The 22,306-nt window shown below is 38.9% G+C and carries 17 protein-coding genes; 12 read left to right on the top strand and 5 right to left on the bottom strand.

Features of this window, described 5'->3' with window-relative positions; all coding sequences use genetic code 11:
* Window positions 1-7: 7 nt before the first annotated feature.
* The 4 genes from RCZ04_RS05630 to RCZ04_RS05615 form a co-directional block, all read right to left on the bottom strand.
* Window positions 8-871, bottom strand: a complete 864-nt coding sequence (locus tag RCZ04_RS05630; RefSeq protein WP_460484980.1) for a DUF58 domain-containing protein — start codon at window positions 869-871, stop codon at window positions 8-10.
* Between the two features lie 103 nt (window positions 872-974).
* On the bottom strand, window positions 975-2,153 hold the full coding sequence (locus tag RCZ04_RS05625; RefSeq protein WP_460484979.1) for a retropepsin-like aspartic protease: 1,179 nt from the start codon (window positions 2,151-2,153) through the stop codon (window positions 975-977).
* Window positions 2,154-2,190: 37 nt separating this feature from the next.
* A complete protein-coding gene (locus RCZ04_RS05620) occupies window positions 2,191-2,406 on the bottom strand; it encodes a hypothetical protein (protein ID WP_460484978.1) in 216 nt (71 codons plus the stop codon).
* A 32-nt stretch (window positions 2,407-2,438) separates the two neighbouring features.
* Window positions 2,439-3,440: an AAA family ATPase gene (locus RCZ04_RS05615; RefSeq protein ID WP_460484977.1), complete on the bottom strand. Its 1,002-nt coding sequence runs from the start codon at window positions 3,438-3,440 to the stop codon at window positions 2,439-2,441.
* Window positions 3,441-3,976: 536 nt separating this feature from the next.
* Between RCZ04_RS05615 and RCZ04_RS05610 the strand changes: the two genes are divergently transcribed.
* The 4 genes from RCZ04_RS05610 to RCZ04_RS05595 all read left to right on the top strand — a co-directional run bounded on the left by RCZ04_RS05610 (window position 3,977) and on the right by RCZ04_RS05595 (window position 10,261).
* Window positions 3,977-5,113 carry a trans-sulfuration enzyme family protein gene (locus RCZ04_RS05610; protein WP_460484976.1) on the top strand — a complete coding sequence of 379 codons (1,137 nt, stop codon included), beginning with the start codon at window positions 3,977-3,979 and terminating at the stop codon, window positions 5,111-5,113.
* 72 nt (window positions 5,114-5,185) lie between these two features.
* Entirely contained in the window at window positions 5,186-6,952 is a 1,767-nt protein-coding gene (locus tag RCZ04_RS05605; protein WP_460484975.1) for a GDSL-type esterase/lipase family protein, read from the top strand.
* Between the two features lie 37 nt (window positions 6,953-6,989).
* Window positions 6,990-8,540 carry a LysM peptidoglycan-binding domain-containing protein gene (locus RCZ04_RS05600; protein WP_460484974.1) on the top strand — a complete coding sequence of 517 codons (1,551 nt, stop codon included), beginning with the start codon at window positions 6,990-6,992 and terminating at the stop codon, window positions 8,538-8,540.
* Window positions 8,537-10,261: an MBOAT family O-acyltransferase gene (locus RCZ04_RS05595; protein WP_460484973.1), complete on the top strand. Its 1,725-nt coding sequence runs from the start codon at window positions 8,537-8,539 to the stop codon at window positions 10,259-10,261. The genes RCZ04_RS05600 and RCZ04_RS05595 overlap by 4 nt, the downstream gene beginning before the upstream one ends.
* 115 nt (window positions 10,262-10,376) lie before the next feature.
* On the opposite strand, the gene RCZ04_RS05590 is transcribed toward RCZ04_RS05595, so the two are convergent.
* Complete coding sequence (locus RCZ04_RS05590) at window positions 10,377-11,309, bottom strand: malate dehydrogenase (RefSeq protein WP_460484972.1); 933 nt, start codon at window positions 11,307-11,309, stop codon at window positions 10,377-10,379.
* Between the two features lie 194 nt (window positions 11,310-11,503).
* Between RCZ04_RS05590 and bioD the strand changes: the two genes are divergently transcribed.
* The 8 genes from bioD to RCZ04_RS05550 all read left to right on the top strand — a co-directional run bounded on the left by bioD (window position 11,504) and on the right by RCZ04_RS05550 (window position 22,141).
* Window positions 11,504-12,112, top strand: coding sequence for an ATP-dependent dethiobiotin synthetase BioD (gene bioD / locus RCZ04_RS05585; RefSeq protein ID WP_460484971.1), 609 nt, complete (start codon window positions 11,504-11,506; stop codon window positions 12,110-12,112).
* A gap of 239 nt (window positions 12,113-12,351) precedes the next feature.
* A complete protein-coding gene (gene rpsO / locus RCZ04_RS05580) occupies window positions 12,352-12,621 on the top strand; it encodes a 30S ribosomal protein S15 (RefSeq protein ID WP_002677173.1) in 270 nt (89 codons plus the stop codon).
* A 120-nt stretch (window positions 12,622-12,741) separates the two neighbouring features.
* Window positions 12,742-14,970, top strand: coding sequence for a polyribonucleotide nucleotidyltransferase (locus RCZ04_RS05575; protein ID WP_460484970.1), 2,229 nt, complete (start codon window positions 12,742-12,744; stop codon window positions 14,968-14,970).
* Between the two features lie 131 nt (window positions 14,971-15,101).
* A complete protein-coding gene (locus tag RCZ04_RS05570; protein ID WP_460484969.1) occupies window positions 15,102-15,515 on the top strand; it encodes an SRPBCC family protein in 414 nt (137 codons plus the stop codon).
* Complete coding sequence (locus RCZ04_RS05565) at window positions 15,502-15,921, top strand: HXXEE domain-containing protein (RefSeq protein WP_460484968.1); 420 nt, start codon at window positions 15,502-15,504, stop codon at window positions 15,919-15,921. Before RCZ04_RS05570 ends, RCZ04_RS05565 begins: the two co-directional genes overlap by 14 nt.
* Before the next feature lie 86 nt (window positions 15,922-16,007).
* Window positions 16,008-16,160: a hypothetical protein gene (locus RCZ04_RS05560; RefSeq protein ID WP_460484967.1), complete on the top strand. Its 153-nt coding sequence runs from the start codon at window positions 16,008-16,010 to the stop codon at window positions 16,158-16,160.
* A gap of 12 nt (window positions 16,161-16,172) precedes the next feature.
* Window positions 16,173-17,198: an endolytic transglycosylase MltG gene (mltG, locus tag RCZ04_RS05555; protein WP_460484966.1), complete on the top strand. Its 1,026-nt coding sequence runs from the start codon at window positions 16,173-16,175 to the stop codon at window positions 17,196-17,198.
* A 587-nt stretch (window positions 17,199-17,785) separates the two neighbouring features.
* Window positions 17,786-22,141 (top strand): gliding motility-associated C-terminal domain-containing protein, encoded by a 4,356-nt coding sequence (locus RCZ04_RS05550; RefSeq protein WP_460484965.1) that lies wholly within the window; start codon window positions 17,786-17,788, stop codon window positions 22,139-22,141.
* Window positions 22,142-22,306: the final 165 nt, after the last annotated feature.

Genomic DNA, 22,306 nt, shown 5'->3' with positions numbered 1-22,306 from the left:
TTACCTTTTACCTGTTCTTAAAGTATCCTAACAACTTCTGCGTATAGCTCTCATCGTCTCTACAACTCACTACCCCAGCTCCTGATTTCTGCCATAGGGTCTCAAAGTAACTCACCGTTTCGTGATATTGCTTGGCGTACTCTCTTCGCACTGCCGATGAAGCTGTATTTACACGCATTAGCTCGCCTGTTTCAGCATCTTTCACCATTAGATAGCCCAAATTAGGCAGTTCAGTTTCTTTTTGATCATAAATGCGAATACCCGTAATATCGTGCTTTTTAGCTGCTATCTGTATAGGTTTCTCATAGCCTTTATCCATAAAGTCCGAAAGCATAAACACAATAGCTTTCTTCTTGGTTACCCTACTGAGGAATTGCAACGCCTCCGATATATTCGTCCTAAAACTCTTAGGCTCGAACTCTATCAGCTCTCTGATGATGCGTAACACGTGCGATTTTCCCTTCTTGGGTGGAATATAGAGCTCTATCTGGTCAGAGAAGAGTATCAAACCTGTTTTGTCGTTATTTTGTAAAGCCGAGAAGGCTAAAGTAGCGGCTATCTCGGTAATTACTTCACTCTTGAATTGTTGCTGGCTACCAAAGAGCTCACTACCACTTACGTCAATCATCAGCATAAGGGTGAGTTCGCGCTCTTCTTCAAACACTTTCACAAAAGGCTCATTGTAGCGCGCCGTTACGTTCCAGTCGATATTACGAATGTCATCGCCAAACTGGTACGGACGTACTTCGCTAAAAGTCATACCTCGTCCTTTAAAAGTAGAGTGATACTCCCCTCCGAAAATATTATCGGAGAGTTTGCGCGTTTTTATCTCTATCTTGCGTACTTTCTTTAATAGTTCTTTAGTATCCACTTTGCTAATATGGTTTTATTGTGAGTTCTGATGTAATAACTTTTGCGTCAATACATTTTCCCCTTAATTTGCACTGCTAATTCATTTAAATATTATAAACTCATTACAACAGTTCTTTTAGCCTTACCTTTATTTCCTTCACTTCATCACTGTCAGTAGCTTTATACTTAATCTTAACTGTTTTGCCTTTTTGTTTCAGCATCTGGCGATATTGCTCTAAGTCTCCCGTATTGTTTTTGTCAATACTAAGGATTTTACTTCCTTCTCGCAACCCTTTTTGGTAAGCTTCCGAATTTTCTATGATTCTTGTAACCACAACCTCATTGTTCACTTGTCGTATAGAGATAGGACTTATAGGCTTTTCAAATGCTTTGGCAAATAAATTATTAGGTCTTAGGTATAACTTATGTGTTTGATAGTTTAAGATAATATCAAATCTGTTAATAATTTCACTTCCTAAAATTCCTAAATAATTAGGGAAAGCACTTACTCCTTCTTCATCTGATGATAAATCAATGGGAATGTCTTTAAAGTCAAAACCTGCAACACTAAGTTCTTGTATCATTCCTGTTGTTACAGTGCTCTTTTTGCTTAGGTTATCACTCGATGAAACTAAAGTTTTCCCTATTTTCTCTACCAACTGATGTGCCTTCTTATAAGGAGTGTTGATGAGTAATGAGAGCCCTGCTCCACTATCAAAAAACACATCTCCTTCAAATACTTCTCCGTTCTGTAATGTAATGCGTATAGGGAACTGCGGGATAGGCACACCTAATTTAAATTCAAAAGGTACTTCAGTATATCCCTCAGTATTTACAGTCTCATTGAGGTCGTAAAGTGAAATAACACGCTTCTGGAAATCAATTTTTGTAACATAATTCTTTATAATATCATTCCCGATGATACCGTCAAACTTTTTCTCAAAGGCATTGTTTAACCTACTTAAATCCTCCAAAACAATATTCACATTCTCAATTGACGACTGAGGGGTTAAATTTATCGTTTGCGATAGTGCTATTTGATACTCTTTACTTCCTCCAGCACCTTCTACTTTTTGGGTGTGATTAGGGTTTATTCCATACTGCTCCGCAACACTCTTATCCAAAATAGTAGTGGTCGCTCCCGTATCAAAATAAAAGGTAAGAGGCGTTGCCTCGCCTTTTACTGATAGCTTTAGTAACACGTACTTATTCTCTAATAACTCAAAAGGCAGTATTGCCCTTTGTGCACTAATAGCCCACGGCAAGCATAAGGTCAGTATTAAAGTACTCAGTGCTTTCATAATAAAACCACTTATTTTTTAGGTCATTTTTTATTTATCACTTGTTCTTTACAGCTTTTACTTCAGCAGAAATTTCTTCCATCGACATTTCAGAAAGCCCATACTTTTCAGAAAGTTCAACCGCTTGTTGTAAGTTCAACTTAGTAATTTCTTTACTGATAATATCCAAAAGTTCTGAAAAATGTAATTGTTCACCTCTGATACCAAATTTTTGGTATTCAAGATCTGAAATAGATATTTGTAAAGTCCTCATAATTTTACCTTTTACCTTTTATCTTTTACCTATTATGGTACTTCAATAGTGTTTACTATCTTGTGAATCATCTCTACTGAAGTGATGTTCTCAGCTTCAGCTTCGTAGGTGATACCAATACGGTGACGCAATACGTCAAACACTACCGCACGCACGTCCTCAGGAATTACATAACCACGGCGTTTGATGAAAGCGTAACATTTGGCTGCCATTGCCAAATTGATACTACCACGTGGCGATGCCCCAAAGCTAATGAGGGGTTTGAGTTCAGCCAAGTTGTATTTCTCAGGATAACGAGTAGCAAAAACGATGTCTAAGATGTACTTCTCAATCTTTTCGTCCATATATACCTCGCGTACGGCTGATTGCGCTTTGAGGATTTGCTCCAAACTCACCGTTTGGTTTACTACCGCATAACTATTGCTGAGGTTGTCGCGCATAATCTGTTGCTCTTCGTCCAATTTAGGATAATCAATCACGGTTTTGAGCATAAAACGGTCTACTTGTGCTTCAGGCAGTGGGTATGTTCCTTCTTGCTCTACAGGGTTCTGAGTCGCCATTACCATAAAAGGGGCGTCTAATTTAAAGGTCGAATCGCCAATGGTTACTTGTCGCTCTTGCATTGCTTCCAATAGGGCAGACTGCACTTTGGCAGGCGCACGGTTAATCTCATCCGCCAATACAAAGTTCGCAAAGATAGGTCCTTTTTTAATGGAGAACTCGTTTTGCTTGATGTTGTAGGTCATTGTTCCTATCACGTCGGCAGGCAATAAGTCCGGCGTAAACTGAATACGACTAAACGACCCGTGTACCGATTTAGCAAGTGTGTTGATGGATAACGTTTTTGCCAGCCCTGGTACCCCTTCCAAAAGGATATGCCCCTTACCTAACAACCCGATAAGCAAAGCATTTACCATATGTTTTTGCCCTACAATCACCTTGTTCATCTCATTGGTGAGTGCATCGATAAATACGCTCTCGCGCTCTATTTTTTCGTTTATCTGACTGATATCTACAGATGTTCTTTGTTCCATAGTACAAATTATTTTTTAGCGTTTTTCTTTAATACAAATACTGTGCCGTCTTGTTATTCACTGCAGGCTACAAAAGTATTTCTTTCTTACTAAACCAACAAATATTTTTACAAAATAATTTTCCAAGCTGTGTTTAACCTTCCTTATACATCTTGTCATTCCTTTTGCGTCGCTACACTCCCCCTTTGAAGGGGGGTAGGTGGGGATGTTTTTAGTATCTTATCACCGCTTTACATTCATTATTTATTCGTCATTCGTTCGTCCATTCTTCATCTTCTCATCATACGCCCGTGCGGCTCGCACCGCTACACTCCCCCCTTTGGAGGGGGTTAGGGGGAGGTTTTCTTCGCCTTTCCTTCTTTTATCCTCTATGGTAGAGCCGATGTAGAGCCGATGTAGAGCCGTTCATTGTTCGTCTTTCCTATAAGCTTCCTATAAGCATCTCCCAACCATTAACCGTTAATCATTTGTCATTTTTTTGTGTAGCATATAAAAAAGTACTACTTTTGTCGCTCTAATAACAAAAATATTAAAATATGAAGTTTGAAACCAAAGCCATTCACGGCGTAAGAACTACCGATAAAGGAATAGAAAACTGGGGAAGTACCATAAATATGGCTACCACTTTCCCTATCCAAACTTATGGTCAGTGGCAAGAGTTCGAATACTCTCGCGTCTCCAATCCCACACGTAAAGATTTCGAAAGCCTTATAGCTCAATTAGAAAGCGGTACACACGGCTTTGGCTTCTCATCAGGTATGGCAGCCATTTCTTCCGTTTTCACAATGTTCAAAGCAGGCGACCATTTTGTGTTAGGCTTAGATATCTACGGCGGAACTTATCGCATTATGCACGATATCTTCAACCAATTTGGCTTTGAAGCTACTTTTGTCGATATGACCGACCTAACCCAAGTAGAAAAAGCCATTCACCCTAATACAAAAGCCATCTTTATCGAAACGCCCTCCAACCCTCTGTTAGACGTTACCGATATACGTGGGGTAGTAGATATTGCTAAAAAACACAATATCATCACCATAGTCGATAATACCTTTATGTCGCCCGTATTGCAACGCCCCTTAGAGTTAGGAGCCGATATCGTATTGCACAGTGCTACCAAATATTTAGGAGGTCATAACGATATCATCGCAGGAGCAGTAGTGGTAAATGATGAAGCCTTAGCCGAGAAAATACTTTTTGCACAAGTAGCTATCGGGGCATTAGTATCGCCGTTCGATAGCTGGTTGCTCTTGCGCAGTATGAAAACCCTTAAACTAAGGGTCGAAAAAGCACAAGCCAATACCCTAAAACTATTAGAATTCCTAAAAACTCACCCCGAAGTAGAAAAGGTCTATTACCCCACTGATATCCATAATAAAGGCAAGGCAATACAAGAGAAGCAAGCATCAGGCGGAGGCTCTGTGTTTTCCTTTACAGTAAAAACTGAAGACAAAGCCAAAAAGTTCTTCGAGAGCCTAAAAGTAGCTCTTTTTGCAGTTAGTCTCGGAGGGGTCGAAACATTAGTAACTCACCCCAGTTCACTTACTCACACTGAGTTTCCCGAAGAAGAAAAAGTAGCGCGAGGCGTTACCCGCACACTCATTCGCGTAGCCGTAGGAATTGAAGATCCTGACGACCTTATCGCCGATTTCAAACAAGCCTTAGAAAAATAATTTGTAAAAAAATAACCGTTGATTCATTATTTATTCGTATCTTTGCCCGCTGGAAGAAAAAGAAGCTAACTTGTGAAGACACCCTATTTTAAACAATCTTTTTTTATTGTTTTATTGGCAACACTCATTTTCATTGTTTTTAAAAACTATCTACCCGCACGTATTTTTCCCGAAAATAAAGCCTCAGGAAGCAATGTAGTAGTAGATAGCTTAATGCTCGAAGCCATTTCAGGCAAAGAAATTGATAAAGTGCTCAGCCAAGCTAATGATTCGTTAGCACAAGAAAAAAGACTTAAAAAGTCTGACCAGTATCTTTTTTCTTTCTTTAAAAAATTAGAAGAGTTAGAACAAACTAAAAGTGGTAAAATAAGAATCGCTTATTACGGCGACTCAATGACTGATGGCGACCTCATCGTGCAAGACTTAAGAGCACTTTTCCAAAACGCTTTTGGGGGTTTAGGAATTGGTTTTTTACCTATCGCTTCTGAGTCCGCTAAATCAAGAGGGAGTGTATTACATTCTTATTCCAATACTTGGAAAACCCTATCTTATGTAAATATAAAACGCCCTAAACGTCCTTTTGGTGTCTCTGGACAAGTGTTCTTTACACAAGGCAATGGTACGTGGGTGCAATATAAGGCGTCAAACCAAGCGCACATCAGTCAGTTGTATGCTCCCGCACTGTTCTATGGTTCATCAGGTAATAAAGAAGCCAAAGTAGAAATTGCCTATAACGATACTGTCAGAGTAGTAAAATCATTAGATACTGATAAACTGCTCAATGTATTACCTTTAACCGATGGTGCAAATACTAAAGCAGTGCGTATCACTTTTTATAAATCCGATTCTATTCCTATTTATGGAGTGGGCTCTATGCAAGGGAAGGGAGTATACGTAGATAACTTTTCAAGCAGAGGTAACTCAGGCTTACCCTTGTCGCTTTTCAATCGCGATTTAATGAATGCTTTTGATAGAGCGTTAGGAGGGTATGACCTCGTGGTATTGCATTTCGGGGCTAATGTGCTCAATTATGGCACTCTTGATTATTTGTGGTATGAACGCGGAATGACAAAAGTCATAAACCAAATAAGAACTTGTTTTCCTCATACCTCAATTCTCGTCATCTCTACCGCCGATAAGTCTACCAAAGTAGATATGGAAATGCAAACTGATAAAGCAGTGGTGCCTTTAGCAAATGCACAACAAAAATATGCACGAGACACTCACTCTGGCTTTATTAACTTATATGAACTGATGGGAGGCAGAGGCTCTATGAAACAATGGGTAGAAGCCAGCCCATCATTAGCAGGAAAGGATTATACTCACTTTAACCCAAGAGGAGCTAAAAAAGTAGCGCACCTTATCTATAATAAACTTATGGAAGAGTATGAGCACTATAAAGACCCTCATAACAGTGAGAGAGCTGAGGCATTTCAAGAAAGAATAAAAGAAATTCAAACAGTACAAACAGCAACGCCTACTACTCAACCCAATGCAAATAGAATAAGAATACAAGGTGTACCTGCCCAACGAGTACAATCACCAACTACCCAACGAATACAAAGTGTAGCAACTCAACGAGTGCAAACTACAACTACTCAACGAGTACAAAGTGTAGCCACTCAACGGGTGCAAACTGCAACTCAGCGAGTACAAAGTGCTACAACTCAACGAGTACAATCACCAACTATTCAGCGAGTACAAAGCGCAACCACTCAAAAAGTGCAAAGTGCAACCACTCATAGAATACAATCATCAACAATTCAAGCTGTACAGAATATTACAACTAAAGTACATAAAGATACTATTAAGGAAAGAAAAGACAATTTACATAAATAACATAACAGATAGATAACACACTAAAAATATAAAAACAATGAAAAAGCGAACGCCATTCATAAAGAAACTAATAGCTCCTGTATTGTTTATCATTACAGTAGCACTTTATTTCAATACTAATTATACTACAGCTATTAATTTATCTTCACTTACTTCAAAAATAGCAAATATAGAGCATAAAGTAGGAATTGATAAAGATGCCTTTAAGCAAGCTATTGCTCAGCCTTTGGCATATGCTGCAGGTGATGATGAGACTCCTAAAGAGTACAATAATCTGTACAATGCCTCAGCTTTGAACCCTTTCTTCGAAAAGCTTGCTGCTTTAGAGAATTTGAAAGATAGAAAGATTAATATTGTTCATATCGGCGATTCACATATTCAAGCCGATGTAATGACCAATATTGTGAGACAACGCCTGCAAGAAGAATTTGGTAACGCAGGTTTAGGCTTGGTATTTCCGTATTCACTTATCAGAACTAACGGAGGGCATAACGTGAGCTTTACCTCTAATATCTCTTGGAATAGTGAGAAAAACACCTCTTCTGCAACAGTAGGTATCACAGGCTATTCGCTTTCCACCAGTAACAAGAACTTCGTTATTGAACTCAACCTAAAAAATAAAAACTATGCCTTTAATACCGTAAAAATTATTACCCCCAATAACCAACGTTTGTTCGAATTGGCTACTAATGTAGGTAAAGTAGCTCCCTTGAGACCCAGTGTGCCCAAAACACTTTCGCACAAGGTAGAGCAAGGACAAACACTTTATGGTATCTCAAAGAAATATCATACCACAGTAGAAAAAATACAGCAAGCGAATAGCTTAAAAAGTGCACAAATAAGAATAGGGCAAGTATTGCGTATTCCTACTAAAGAAATGGTAGCTTCTACGCCTAAACAAAAAGTAGATTTATCTAATGCAACTATTTTAAGTGGCAATTCATTATATAGTTACTATTCTTATGATAATTTAAACTCTTCCGATAAGATTTATCTCACTGCTAATACTGAGAGCTCTTCATTTACGCTCAATGGTATTGTTTTAGAGAATGATAAAAACGGAGTTATATATCACAGCATAGGGGTAAATGGCGCTCATTTTTCCGATTACAACAAATCACAACTCTTTTTTGACCAAATCAAAGCCTTAGAACCCGATTTAATTATCATATCTCTGGGTACTAATGAGGCTTACGGTCGAATGTCTGCAACGCGTTATGACGAAGAAGTAAATAAATTCATAAAAGCCATTCGCTCTCAATATGGTCAATGCCCTATATTGCTTACCACTCCTCCGCCTTCTCTTTACAAAAAGAAAAGTCCTAACCCTTTGTGTATAGAATATGCCGATATGCTCATCGATAATTCAGTGAAAGACAATTATAGTGTCTTTGATCTTTACCGAGCTGTAGGAGGAAATGAAGCTATACAGCGCTTTATCCAGCAAAATCTCATTGCTGGTGACCGCGTACATTACACCAGAAGTGGCTATACTGAGCAAGGTGCTCTTTTTTACGATGCTTTTATGAGCAATTACTTGAATTACAAAAAACAATATAAACTACCTTTAAAACCCTATCTAAATTGAATATAGATGCCTTACTGCAATGGTTTATTGATACGTTCACAACTGAAAACATTTCTAAATGGTTTGTTGATAATTTCTCATTCACAACCGAACAAGTAAGACAATGGTTCACTTACGACCCTAATCATCCACTACTATTTAATAGTAGTTTGTTTTTAGGGTTATTTTTAGTGTTTTATTTGGTGTACATTATTACCAAAAAACACGCTCATTTCCGCACAGTCTACGTTACCTTATTCTCTTTATTCTTCTATTATAAAGCAGGAGGTAACTACTTTGTACTGCTGATAATCTCCTCTTTCTTAGATTATTTCTTTGCACGCCAAATTCATAAAAGTCAAAAGCCTGCCGTTCACAAGTTCTTTCTCGCGGTAAGTATGGTTACTAATTTGGGTATTTTAGGCTATTTCAAATATACTAACTTTTTAATTGATAGCTTCAATACACTGCTTCAAAGTAACTTTGCCCTACAAGATATCATCTTGCCTATAGGTATTTCCTTCTATACTTTCCAAACAATGAGCTACACTATTGATGTGTACAGGCGCGAAATACAACCCGCTAAATCATTCTTAGATTTTGCTTTCTTTGTTTGTTTCTTCCCCCAGTTAGTAGCAGGACCTATTGTGCGTGCCAAAGATTTCATACCACAGATATACAAAAAGATAAGCTTAACGAAAGAAGAAACCTCTTTAGCTTTATTCCTTATCATTGGAGGATTGATTAAAAAAGCAGTCATTTCCGATTATATCTCTTTGAACTTCGTTGATAGAGTTTTCGATGCCCCAAACAGCTATACATCTTTTGAGAACTTAATGGCTGTATATGCTTATTCATTACAAATATATTGCGACTTCTCAGGCTATTCCGATATGGCTATAGGCTTGGCACTTTTAATGGGCTTTACGCTCCCTATAAACTTCCGTACGCCTTATCAGTCTAAAAATATTACTGAGTTTTGGAGACGTTGGCACATTTCGTTATCCACTTGGCTAAAAGATTACCTCTACTTTTCAGTGGGAGGAAACCGTAGAGGTACCTTCTGGGGGTACTTTTTCCCTACCGTATTTTTTGCTTCTACCTTGCTATGGGCATTCCATATGCAAGAAAAAACAATGTTACCTCTTTACATTACCTTAGGGGCTATTGTTGTGTTTGTGCTGGCTATACTCATTTCCAAAAACCGACAAAAATCAGTGCGTAGCCATTTCAACCAGATGACCACAATGCTTCTCGGGGGGTTATGGCACGGAGCTAATTTGCGCTTCATTATTTGGGGAGCGCTACACGGTTTGGCTTTAGCTGTTCACAAAACCTTTACAGAGTTCTTTCCTAATAAGAATCCTGAGAAGAAAACTTTCTTTAAAGGTATTGCCAATATCATTTTTGTAGTGATTACTTTTCACTTCGTGGCTTTTTGCTGGATATTCTTCCGTGCCAAAGATTTTGATATAGCCCTAAGTGTAATCTACAATATTCAAGCTATAACCTATGACCTCCACCAATGGCTAGTCATTGCTGAAGGCTATCAAAATGTCTTTTTGTTAATGGCAATAGGTTTTGTATGGCATTTCTTCCCCGCTAGTTTAAATGAATGGCTTAAAAAGGTATTTGGGGCAATGCCTATCCTCTTTAAGGCAATTGTTTTGGCACTTACTTTTTGGGTGGTATACGCCACAGCTTCAAGTGGTGCACAACCCTTTATTTACTTCCAGTTTTAGGCGACACACATCTGAGTAAAATCTTAGTTTCTTAACTCAATATACGAATAAAAAAAGTGATTACTTTCTCTTGAAAATAATCACTTTTTATAGTTTCTATAGCAGTGCTATCCAACTATAATACGCTTGCCAAAGCTTTGTTTACTTCGCGTACAGCTTCAGTACTTTCAGCGAATTTAGCTTTTTCAGCATCGTTGAGTTTCACTTCTACAATTTTTTCAACGCCATCTTTACCGATGATTACAGGTACCCCTACGCACACATCTTTTTGTCCGTATTCGCCTTCAAGCAATACTGAGCAAGGGAAGAGTTTCTTTTGGTCGCAGGCAATTGCTTGTACCAAGGCTGATACAGCTGCCCCTGGAGCGTACCAAGCTGAAGTTCCCAAAAGTTTAGTAAGGGTAGCGCCCCCAACCTTAGTATCTTCAGCTACTTGGTTCAAGCGGTCAGCGCTCAAAAACTCGGTTACAGGCACACCACGGTAGCTTGCCAAACGAGTAAGAGGTAACATACCGCTATCGCTGTGTGCAGCGATTACCATACCTTCTACGTCTGAAATAGGACTGTTAAGGGCTTCAGCCAAACGGTATTTAAAGCGAGCACTATCCAAAGCACCACCCATTCCGATAATATGGTTTTTAGGTAATTTAGTAGCTTTGTGCACTAAATAAGCCATAGTGTCCATAGGGTTGCTCACTACAATCACAATCACGTTAGGTGAGTATTTTACCAATTGTTCTACAACCGATTTCACAATGTTTGCATTGGTACCGATAAGCTCTTCACGAGTCATACCTGGTTTACGAGGAATACCTGAGGTAATCACCGCTACATCACTGCCCGCAGTCTTTGAATAATCATTAGTAACCCCTACGATACGAGTGTCAAACCCATTAAGCGAAGCGGTTTGCATCAAATCCATAGCTTTACCTTCTGCAAAACCTTCTTTGATGTCAATTAACACTACTTCAGACGCGAAGTCTTTAATAGCGATGTACTCTGCGCAACTTGCTCCTACGGCACCAGCGCCTACTACTGTAACTTTCATATAATCTATTATTTAAAAATGATGAGCAATCAAAATGCTCTATCAATGGTTATTTTCAAGCCACAAAAGTAAGGACTTTTACCAAATCCGCCAAATTATCTTTAAAATATTTTTAACAATCTTTTCCCTTTTTCATTTTGTACTATCTGCTTTTTGTGTACTTTTGCGCTTTCAAAGCTAATAAACCATTCGAAATGAAAGACACTTATTTTGTGGTGGGCATCTCCACCGAAGTCGGTAAAACCATCGTTTCAGCTATCCTCACCGAAGCCCTCCAAGCCGATTATTGGAAACCAATTCAATCTGGTGATTTAGAAAACTCCGATACTCACAAGGTAAAACGCCTCATCAGCAACTCCCGCACGGTATTTCACCCTAATAGTTACGGGCTACACACCCCTGCCAGTCCACACCTCTCTGCTCAGTTGGATGGCATTCGCATTGAGCTTTCCAAAATTGTCCGTCCTATTACCGATAACACCTTAGTTATTGAAGCAGCAGGTGGGCTCTACGTCCCTTTAAATGAAGAAGATACTATGCTCGACCTTATCCTCCCTACCGATAAAGTAGTGCTCGTTTCTCGTCACTATTTGGGCAGTATCAATCATACAATGCTTACCTATGAAGCCCTAAAAAACAAAGGTCTCAGCGTTCACGGTATTATTTTCAGTGGAACTCCCACACCATCTACTGAGGAGTTTATTCTGCATAAAACAGGGCTACCCGTGCTCTTGCGTATAGATGAAGAACCTTATTTCGATAAGCAAGTCGTCAAAGAATATGCTAATAAACTAAAAATATAACACAAAATGTTATATTTTTGTAGTAAAAACTGAATTTGTAATCTAATGATAATCAATTAGTAATATACCCTTTGTATAACAATCGTCCAAGATTCGTATAAGCTTCCTATAAGCTTTGTATAAGCTAACCATATGTTTTGAAGAAGAAAAATTCACCTATAAATTTGCACAATTCATAAAACATTTTTACCTTTGCGCCCGAAAAATTCGTACATAATAATCATTAAATTAATATTGGAATGTATTTAACTAAAGAAGTAAAAGCGGAAATTTTTAAAAAGTACGCAGGTTCTGAAACCAACACTGGTTCAGCTGAAGGGCAAATCGCTCTCTTTACCCTTAGAATCAATCACCTTACTGAACACTTGAAAGTGAATCGCAAAGATTTTAACACCGAGCGTTCTTTGGTGAAATTGGTAGGTAAACGTAGAAGTTTGCTCGATTATTTGAAAAATAACGATATCGAAAGATACCGTGCGATTATCAAAGAGCTAAACATCAGAAAATAAGCAATACGAAGGAGGCTTTGTGCCTCCTTTTGTTTATTACAGCAGTTTTTCATTGGTTGAAACCCTAAAGCCCGCAACAACACAACAAGCATCTATTAAATTAAAAATTAAAGATTAAAAATGATTCCAGAAGTAAAAAAAGAAATCATTGAGTTAGGTGATGGTCGTACCATCTCTATCGAAACTGGCAAGTTGGCTAAACAAGCCGACGGTGCTGTTGTGGTGCAAATGGGCAACGCTATGCTATTGGCTACCGTTGTATCAGCCAAAGAAATCAATCCTGAAACCGACTTTCTGCCCCTTACGGTAGACTATCGCGAGAAATTCGCCGCTGCAGGTCGTTTCCCTGGCGGTTTCTTTAAACGTGAAGCACGCCCCAGCGATCAAGAAATCTTGACAATGCGCTTGGTCGACCGTGTGTTGCGCCCGCTTTTCCCTAAAGATTATCACGCCGAAACTCAGGTGATGATCCAGCTCATCTCTCACGACGAGAACGTAATGCCCGATGCTTTGGCTGGCTTAGCCGCTTCAGCTTGTTTGGCAGTATCCGATATTCCGTTCGACGGTCCTATCTCCGAAGTGCGCGTAGGGCGTGTAAACGGTCAATTTATTGTAAACCCAAGTCGCGAACAGTTAGAAGTATCCGATATCGATATTATGGTAGGAGCTTCTAAAGACTTTGTGGCAATGGTGGAAGGTGAAATGGACGAGGTGAGCGAAAAAGATATGGCGGAAGCGATTAAATTTGCTCACGAAGCGATCAAACCTCATATTGAGGCGCAATTGCGTTTGGCTGAAAAAGTAGGTAAAACCGAAAAACGCACCTATGAACCTGAGGTTGAAAACGAAGAGGTTAAAGCTAAAGTATATCCTTTGGCTTACGAAAAATGCTATGCCATTGCTAAAGAAAATACTACTAAACAAGAACGCGGTGAGAAATTCGCTGCGGTAAAAGAAGAGTGTTTGGCACTGTTCACCGAAGAAGAATTAGAAGAATTGACCCCTATCATCACTCGTTATTTTGACGATGCTGAAAAAGAGGCTGTTCGCAACCTTATCTTAAATGAAAATATCCGTTTAGATGGTCGTAACACTACCCAAATACGCCCTATCTGGTGTGAAGTAGGTTACTTGCCTTCTGCCCACGGTTCTTCTATATTTACGCGTGGTGAAACCCAATCGCTTACTACCGTTACTTTGGGTACTTCACGTGAAGCTAACGTAATCGATTTACCTTCTGAACAAGGTGAAGAACGTTTCTACTTGCATTACAACTTCCCTCCATTCTCTACTGGCGAAGCACGTCCGTTACGTGGCACGTCACGCCGTGAGATTGGTCACGGTAACTTAGCACAGCGCGCCTTGAAACGTATGATTCCTGAGGATTGCCCTTACACCGTGCGTGTAGTATCAGAAATTTTGGAATCCAACGGTTCTTCGTCAATGGCAACTGTGTGTGCGGGTACTTTAGCTTTGATGGATTCAGGGGTACAAATGGTAAAACCAGTTTCTGGTATTGCTATGGGGCTTATCACCGATGGCGAACGCTATGCAGTGCTTTCTGATATCTTGGGCGATGAAGACCACCTTGGCGATATGGACTTTAAAGTTACCGGTACTGCCGATGGTATTACCGCTTGCCAAATGGACATCAAGATCAAAGGTCTTTCTTACGAAATTCTTGAAAAAGCCTTGAACCAAGCACGCGAAGGCCGTATGCACATTTTGGGCAAAATCACCGATACCATCGCAAAACCTAACCCTACAGTGAAACCTCACGCTCCTAAGATTGTGAAGATGGATATGCCTAAAGAATACATCGGGGCATTCATCGGTACGGGTGGTAAAAATATTCAAGACTTGCAAGCCCGCACCAATACTACGATTGTGGTAGAAGAAGTAGGCGAGCTTGGTATTGTTGAAATCTTAGGTACTGACGAAGCAGGTATCCAAGAAGCTATTGAGGCAGTAAACGCAGTGAAATTTGAACCTGTAGAAGGCGAAACTTACACTGTGAAAGTAGTGCGCTTGGTAGAGTTCGGTGCTTTTGTAGAGTTTGTACCTGGCAAAGACTCTTTGCTCCACATCTCAGAAGTATCTTGGGACAGAATAGACAAAATAGAAGACGCCCTCAAAGAAGGCGATGTGATAGAAGTGAAATACCTCGGCATCGACCCTAAAACTAAGAAAACGAGAGTATCGCGCAAAGCTTTGTTGCCTCGTCCACCACGTGAAGACCGCCCAGCGAGAGAAGACCGCCCTAAATCCGACAAACCTTACAATGGCAAACCTCGTAACAACGACCGCAAAGGCGGACACAACAATCATCAAAAACCACATCAAGAATAGTAAATTCAAAAGAATTTTGTATTCATAATGATATGAAAAGCTGAAGATTTTGTACTTTTAACGTACAAAGTTTTCAGTTTTTCTTTTTTTTACTATTTTTGCAATCAGATAATAAGCATTAGACAATAAAGATGAAACCTTATCTTATTTCAACAGTAACTGATGTGATTGATGCTCCCGTAGCATTGATATATAGTATTGTTACCGATAACAAGAACTTTCAATGGCGAAGAGAAGTAGAGAACATTGAGTTATTGGAAGATGGTTTTATTGAATATTACAAAGGAGGAGGACATACACTTTTTGGTAATATTCAAAAAGTAGAAAATGAGTATTACGCCTTTACGATGCAACACAAACTATTCAACGGAGAATGGGAAGGGAAGTTTGAATCACATAACGGAGCTACCAAAATTTGCTTTCAAGAGAAAATACATATCAAAAATTTCTTTTTAAGGCTTATAGCCCCTCTGTTTTGGAATTTGAAACAGATACAACAGAATTATATTACCGCATTAAAAGCAGAAGTCTATGCACACCAATAAATATTTACATTTATGGCTCCCTATAATGGGGCTACACGCCTTGCACCAAGTAGAAGAAAGTATTTCCTTTTGGCAATGGTATATTGATTTTGCTGATAAGATACCACAATGGTTACAACTCCCCAGAGTTGCCGAGAACGCTCATTTAGCCAATGCCCACCCCGAGTACTTTGTGTGGGCTTCTATAGGACAACTCGGTTTGGTAGCCCTTATAGCCTTTCTGTGCCGAAAGAGCGAAAAAGCTACAAGAATTGCTCTTAGCTCATACCTCGTAGGATTGAGTTTCTTCTTGGTATGGCATATCTTGGCAAGCTATTTCACACATTCCTATTCACCCGTAATGGTAACCTGCCTCATAGGCGTTTATCTCATTCCAAAATGGGGGTATCAACTATTTACGAAATAATAAAATTACCTTATGAAAGAACAAGCACAAACCCTTTACAACCAAGCCCAAGAGCCCTCTTTGACTTTTTTAATCAAGAAACCGAAATGCAAGAAAAAGACACAGTGGCACTAAAACTCTTAGTGAGCTGTGCCAAACGCCTCAAAGAGGAATGGGCATCTCTAAACATTCCTTCCACCGATGACTTTGTAATAGTTGTAAGTGATGAAGAGGAATCGACACTTAAAATTGTAAAATAGAAATAACAAACTATGAAAAAATGGATTATATTAGCGGTAGTAGCCGTATTGGTCGTAATAGGCTTTTTAATGTATCGCGCTGTATTAGTGAGCAATACAGCTTTTGCTGAAAAAGAACAAGTGGTGTATATCCCTACAGGGGCTGACTTTAGCGATGTGTTGCACGTGATGAGTCCGCTACTGAAAGATCGCACTTCTTTCACTCAAATTGCTAAGCGTATGGGCTATGCCGACAAAGTGAAAGCGGGGAAATACATTATCAAGAAAGGGGCGACTAACATTGAGATAGTGCGTACCTTGCGCAATCGCAATACGCCTGTGAAACTTAAGTTCAATAACCAAGAACGCTTAGAAGACTTCGCGGGCAGGATAGCCGAACAAATAGAACCCGACAGTACAGCCCTAATACGCGCTTTTTCTGACCCTAACTTCCTTAAAGAAAACGGATTTACTGAAGCAACTGTCTTGGCAATGTTTATCCCCAATACGTATGAGTTCTATTGGAATACTTCAGCGGAAGACTTTCGCGACCGTATGCTCAAAGAATACCAGCGCTTTTGGACAGCTGAACGCAATGCCAAAGCCCAAAAACAAGACCTTACCCCTATACAGGTGAGCATTTTGGCATCGGTGGTGCAGAAAGAAACGGCTAAGGTAGAAGAGCGTCCGCGTGTTGCGGGGGTGTACCTCAATCGCTTGCACAGCCATATGATGCTTCAAGCCGACCCAACCGCTGTGTTTGCTTACAAAAACCATTTAGGCGACTATAGTCTTGTTATCAAGCGGGTAACCTCTTTGCATACCAGCGTACCTAACCCTTATAACACTTACCAAAACTACGGTTTACCTATAGGGCTCATTACGATGCCTGATATCTCCAGTATTGAAGCTGTACTCAACCCTGAGCAACACGATTATCTCTTCTTTGCTGCCGACCCTGAAAACTTTGGCTATCACACCTTTTCACGCACTTTCTTGCAACACTCCAAAGAAGCTAAAAAGTATCACAAATGGGCGAATGAAAAGGGAGTTAAGTAAATGATTAATGATGAATGTTTAATGATTAATGATGAATGATAAATGGTAAAATTAGGGTTAGCTTATACAAAGCTTATAGGAAGCTTATAGGAAAGACGAACGATGAGTGGCTCTACATCGGCTCTACAACGAAGGAATGACGAACAAAAGACGAAGGAATGACGAAGGAAACCTCCCCCTAACCCCCTCCAAAGGGGGAATTGTAGCGACAGAAAGACGAAGGAAAGACGAACCTAAGGTGGAGTTATGTAGGAATTAAGGGGGAGGTAGAGCAAAGGGAAAGTATATTTGTATTCATTTATTTGTGAATAAAGAGAATTAAAGGGGTGATGGTTATATAACCATCACCCCTATTTATTTGCGCTGTTATTGTGGATAACCCTCAGAGGGGAAGATGTGTTACAGAAACGTCTATGGAACTGTAAATCAGGTGTTATTGTTTTTCAGCTCTCGGTATATGCTATATGTGATTAGGCACTGACAAAAAATAATGTTAAAAATCTTGTGCTTTTGTAGGAGAAGACCTACTTTTGCTTTGTGAAAATGAAAGTTTTTAAGACTTACTAATGATGTGGAATTTTAAACAAATGACAAAAACATTCGCCTTAGCAATACTACTTGTATTCTTTTCTTCGACAGAGACTGTTAAAGCTCAGCAAATTAAAACTGTAATTTCAGAACATATTAAATTTACTTCTTCGGCTTTTCAAGAGGGCACTTATATTTCGGTAAGAATTATTTTTCCTAAAGATAGAGAGAAAATGGATGTAAGGTTTACTTTTCCTGAGGGGATTGAATACGCAGGATATACCCTTGAAAAGAACAGTGCTATACGAAAAGTTATTCCGAAAGAGAAAAATTCGCCTAATAGCCCTATACTTACTGTATTGAGTAGACCGGGGGCTACAATTCATCTTTTGGTAAAGCGAAAAATCACCAAAAAGGGTTATGATACATTAAAAATGCGTTTGCCTCTTCAAGACGAAGTGTCCGCAATAGTTGATGAGGTAACGGTTGCTACTAAAAAATCTAATGACTACTTTTTGAATGTTCCTAATTTGATTGTACTTCCACAAAAGGTGAAAGAAAATCCTCAGGGAGGTTATTTGAGGGTATTTAGTATTGAAAATAAAAACACAGCAGGGAAAAGAGTAGGCATCATAAACGATATTTACTTTTCAGTAAAGCACCCTTTGGGGATTAAAACACGGAAAATGATTTACAACAAAAAAGTGCTTACCCCCGTAGGTAAAGTACCTGAGCATATAGGACAGAATGGGGGTGAGGATTTGTATATGATACGAATTTCGGAGGGGCTAAAAGAGAAGGGAGGAGTTTTGATTACAGAAGAGTATACGGCAAAGGGCTGTGAAGCTAATGGAGAGGTAACTTATGAGGCTTATTGGGGAGAAAATACTTTGAAATTATATGAAGTGAGCAGTGCTGTTCAGTCGGTTACAATGGAGGTGGCAAGTGATGAGAAACCTGATGTTGTTTTGAACCCGCAGAGTACGGCAACTTACTTTAAATGGGACGATGGTTTCTGTGGGAATACCTTGGGAATGTTTACTGCACAATACATTAACAAAGGGAATGCTACGGCTTACAATCTTCAACTGACTCTTTACGAAGAGGAGGAGAAATATAAACTTTACAAGCCTACAAATTTTAGGATAATAGATTACAAAGGCAAAGAATTGACGATTCCTGAGAGTGTTATACAAATGCCCGAAGGTGCGTTAGGAAAGCATATTATTAACTTTGCTGAATTAGAAAACTTTAATGATTTAGGATTAGGAGAAACTGATATGGGGCTTACTGATGAGGACGGTGATGGAATAAGAGATGATTTAGCTCCGGAGGGCAAACTAAACATACGGTTTGATTTGGTTAAAGACGATACTATTCCTTGTATATCATCTACTAAGGGGGTATTTAGTGTGAACCCTATTACGGAGCTTACTTATCGCAGTTTATGTGGTGATTCGTTTCACAAACAAGAGCGATTAAATGACTATACTTTTAAACGAAAAGTAAAGGGAGTGGAAGACACTTCGCAATTCCCCACGTTATTACCTCTTAACCAACCGACATCAGCTTCTATATCATTTACGGCTTCTATCACTTCAGCAGATAATATCCAACAGTTACAATCACATCGCAGAGAAATAGCGCGGAGAAAGTACTTTTATGAGCTATCCTTGCCTGAAGGAGTGGCAATGAAGAATGTAAGATTTTACAAGAATAGGACTTCAGTAGCGCCTGTGATAGTTTTGCCAGCAGTCTCTTCAGGAGGAACGTTCAGTTATACTACGGCAGATGAAGTGGAAGGCTATATCACTTTTGATTTGGTTTTAACTACTTGTAAGGCAAATAAGGTTTCTTTGCAGTATTCGGTTGGGCAAATGGATAAGGATAGATATAATACTTATTGTAAGATTCCGTATATATGCGAAAGAAAGATAATCGCTACAGAATGTCCGGATATTTGTTTTAAGAATGCTCCTAAAACACTTTCGACAACGATAGAAAGGGCTGATAATTCATATGGTTGGACCGATTATACAATGGCTGAGAGGCAAAAACGGGGTAAAATATCAGGAGAAGACTGGAAACGAGTACTTTTGTTAGATGATATTGAAGTAATATCAGAAGGAGTACAGTTAGGTGAGACCTCTAAAAATCTTTATTATTGTGTGCGAGTGCCTAAAACAGTAACGCTATTGCCTAAACAGATTAGTTTAAAGGTAGGAGAGCACGCCATAACATTAGTTGCTAAGCAGGGTGTTCTTAGTCAGACTACCGATAATGAAAATAATTATTTCTTGTGGAATTTAACAGAGGCATTACCTTCAGAAGGAGTTTGGGCTAATGAAAGATTTACTGCTGTTGCTACCTATCAAGTGAAGAGTTGTACTGCTGAAGATGTTACGTCAGTTACTGAATTAAAAGAAGAGATACACTCTTTTTTCTACAGGCTTGATAATACAAAGGAGCAAGCTATAAGTGAAAAAGGTTATCATACGGGAGCGTTGCACTGCGGGAAAGAGAGCAAGAATGTGTTTTATATTGTAAATATACCTGATAGAGTGGTTAGAGCTACTTATAAGCTAAAAGATTGTGTGCTATTTACTCTACGGAGTACAGCGGTAATTGATACCTTACAATCGGCTACTGTAGCAATTTTTAAAGATGAATATAGACCCAAGAGGCTTGTACAGACAATAGAGATAAAAGTTCCTAAGGGTTATGATTTGGTGAAGCCGGTAGCGTATTATTATTTGGAAAACACGGTGACTAATGTAGTATATATTCCGTTAAACAGCTTTACAACGGCTGAGGATAAGGATTTTAAAGTGTACACTTACGCCAATCCTAAGAAAGGAATGGAGGGATATTTACCTCCGGAGATTATTTCGGTACAGAACAATGAAAATCAGTATATAGAAGTTTTTGTACAGCCTACTTGCAAAGCGAAAGTAAGCACAAGCGAAGGAGAAGCGTTTGATCATCATCAGTTGGTTACCATAGAGGTAAGCTATGAAGATGCTTATTACCATTACGCTAATAGTGGAGAGAGAAAGATTAGGTGTGAAAATAGCACTTATACTTTGCTTTATGCGGGGCAAAGGTCTGTTACTTTACAGTCTATCACCCCTGAGCATATAAAGATAGATAGTGAAACCTTTTTCATAGACTTTAGGGTAGGAAATTTGAATGAGGAGGCTGTAACTAATGTACATCTTATAGTTCCTGAAATAGAAGGAATAGAAGTTGTGAGATTGTTGGAAATAGACTCTATTACGCAAGAAATACAAAAGGTTATCAGTGCTCGAGATATACAAGGAAAGAAGTATTATTCTTTAAGTGAATTACAGGCGCATACGGATAAAGTTTATCGATTGGAATACCGAGTGACCAACTGCGATATGACACATTTTGTGGTTAAGGTTTATGCAGGCAGGGGTTGTGGTGATAGTCTTATGGAGTGCCATAGGCATCAACTTGTGTATAATGTGGAAATTGAAAAAGAAGCAACGCCTAATATTGTTATTGAAGAACAACCCGAGAGTCAAGCGTTGTGCAGTGGAGAAAGAGCTGTATTTACTTCAGTGGCTAAACTTAGCTCAGCAAGTGCTATAGAAAAAACGATTAGTTATCAGTGGCAAGAGCTAACTGGCAAAAATATCCAGTGGAAGGATATAGATACAGAAAAGGGGACTGTTGCAAGTGGCGATAAAGTGATGTTACTTTTAAACAGTGTCAGTAGAGATTTGAACGGCAATAAGTATAGGGTGAAATACAGTTATACAGCTGTGGAAACTACTACTGTTCATTACTCAGAAGAAGCGATATTAAGAGTAAATTATTTGACAATAGCACAGCAACCTACTTCAGCAGTTTATATTCAAAACACTTTACCATCGCCTTTGTATGTGGAAATGAAAGGCAGAACAACACCTGTGTATCAGTGGTATGAAAACACAACGAACACAAATGTGGGGGGTAGAACAGTAGGTTCTCACACAAATAGTTATATACCTTCGACTGAAGCAGTAGGGGAGAGGTATTATTATGTGACTATAACTGGTAAGTGTGGCACAGTAACGAGTTCAGTAGCCAAAATAGAAGTGAAAGCAGATAGTTTTTCACCAATGAATAAATTGAAAGGCATTACTGTTTACAATGGTATATCAGCAAATGGAGATGGGAAAGACGACTACTTTTATATTGAGGGAATAGAGTATTACCCCAATAACAGGGTGAGAATATATAATAGGGGAGGTGAAAAAATATTTGATATAGAAGGCTACAACAATGCTTCGCGCATATTTAGGGGAGCGGGCAATATACCATTAGGGACATATTATTACATAATAGAATATTACGATAGATTTGAGCAGAAGCAAACCAAAGTAGGGTGCTTATATATACAAAAGTAATAAGAGTATAAAAATAAAATATTGTATAAAAAGTGGTATAAATGTAAAAAAAGTTGTACTTTTGCCGAAAATAAAGTCAGTTAGAAATGCTATCTAATTGATTAACAAATGTAAGTAATAAATAGTAAAGTAATATACGGTTTAAAAATGGTTAAAAAAGCATTT

The organism is Capnocytophaga sp. HP1101 (assembly GCF_054772415.1).
This window is presented reverse-complemented; position numbering and strand designations above follow the sequence as displayed.

What these genes read in the sequence shown, in the direction of transcription:
- RCZ04_RS05625 (WP_460484979.1), bottom strand. Translation starts at nt 2,153, where the DNA reads ATGAAAGCACTGAGTACTTTAATACTGACCTTATGCTTGCCGTGGGCT.
- RCZ04_RS05620 (WP_460484978.1), bottom strand. Translation starts at nt 2,406, where the DNA reads ATGAGGACTTTACAAATATCTATTTCAGATCTTGAATACCAAAAATTT.
- RCZ04_RS05615 (WP_460484977.1), bottom strand. Translation starts at nt 3,440, where the DNA reads ATGGAACAAAGAACATCTGTAGATATCAGTCAGATAAACGAAAAAATA.
- RCZ04_RS05610 (WP_460484976.1), top strand. Translation starts at nt 3,977, where the DNA reads ATGAAGTTTGAAACCAAAGCCATTCACGGCGTAAGAACTACCGATAAA.
- RCZ04_RS05600 (WP_460484974.1), top strand. Translation starts at nt 6,990, where the DNA reads ATGAAAAAGCGAACGCCATTCATAAAGAAACTAATAGCTCCTGTATTG.
- RCZ04_RS05590 (WP_460484972.1), bottom strand. Translation starts at nt 11,309, where the DNA reads ATGAAAGTTACAGTAGTAGGCGCTGGTGCCGTAGGAGCAAGTTGCGCA.
- bioD (WP_460484971.1), top strand. Translation starts at nt 11,504, where the DNA reads ATGAAAGACACTTATTTTGTGGTGGGCATCTCCACCGAAGTCGGTAAA.
- rpsO (WP_002677173.1), top strand. Translation starts at nt 12,352, where the DNA reads ATGTATTTAACTAAAGAAGTAAAAGCGGAAATTTTTAAAAAGTACGCA.
- RCZ04_RS05575 (WP_460484970.1), top strand. Translation starts at nt 12,742, where the DNA reads ATGATTCCAGAAGTAAAAAAAGAAATCATTGAGTTAGGTGATGGTCGT.
- RCZ04_RS05570 (WP_460484969.1), top strand. Translation starts at nt 15,102, where the DNA reads ATGAAACCTTATCTTATTTCAACAGTAACTGATGTGATTGATGCTCCC.
- RCZ04_RS05565 (WP_460484968.1), top strand. Translation starts at nt 15,502, where the DNA reads ATGCACACCAATAAATATTTACATTTATGGCTCCCTATAATGGGGCTA.
- RCZ04_RS05560 (WP_460484967.1), top strand. Translation starts at nt 16,008, where the DNA reads ATGCAAGAAAAAGACACAGTGGCACTAAAACTCTTAGTGAGCTGTGCC.
- mltG (WP_460484966.1), top strand. Translation starts at nt 16,173, where the DNA reads ATGAAAAAATGGATTATATTAGCGGTAGTAGCCGTATTGGTCGTAATA.
- RCZ04_RS05550 (WP_460484965.1), top strand. Translation starts at nt 17,786, where the DNA reads ATGACAAAAACATTCGCCTTAGCAATACTACTTGTATTCTTTTCTTCG.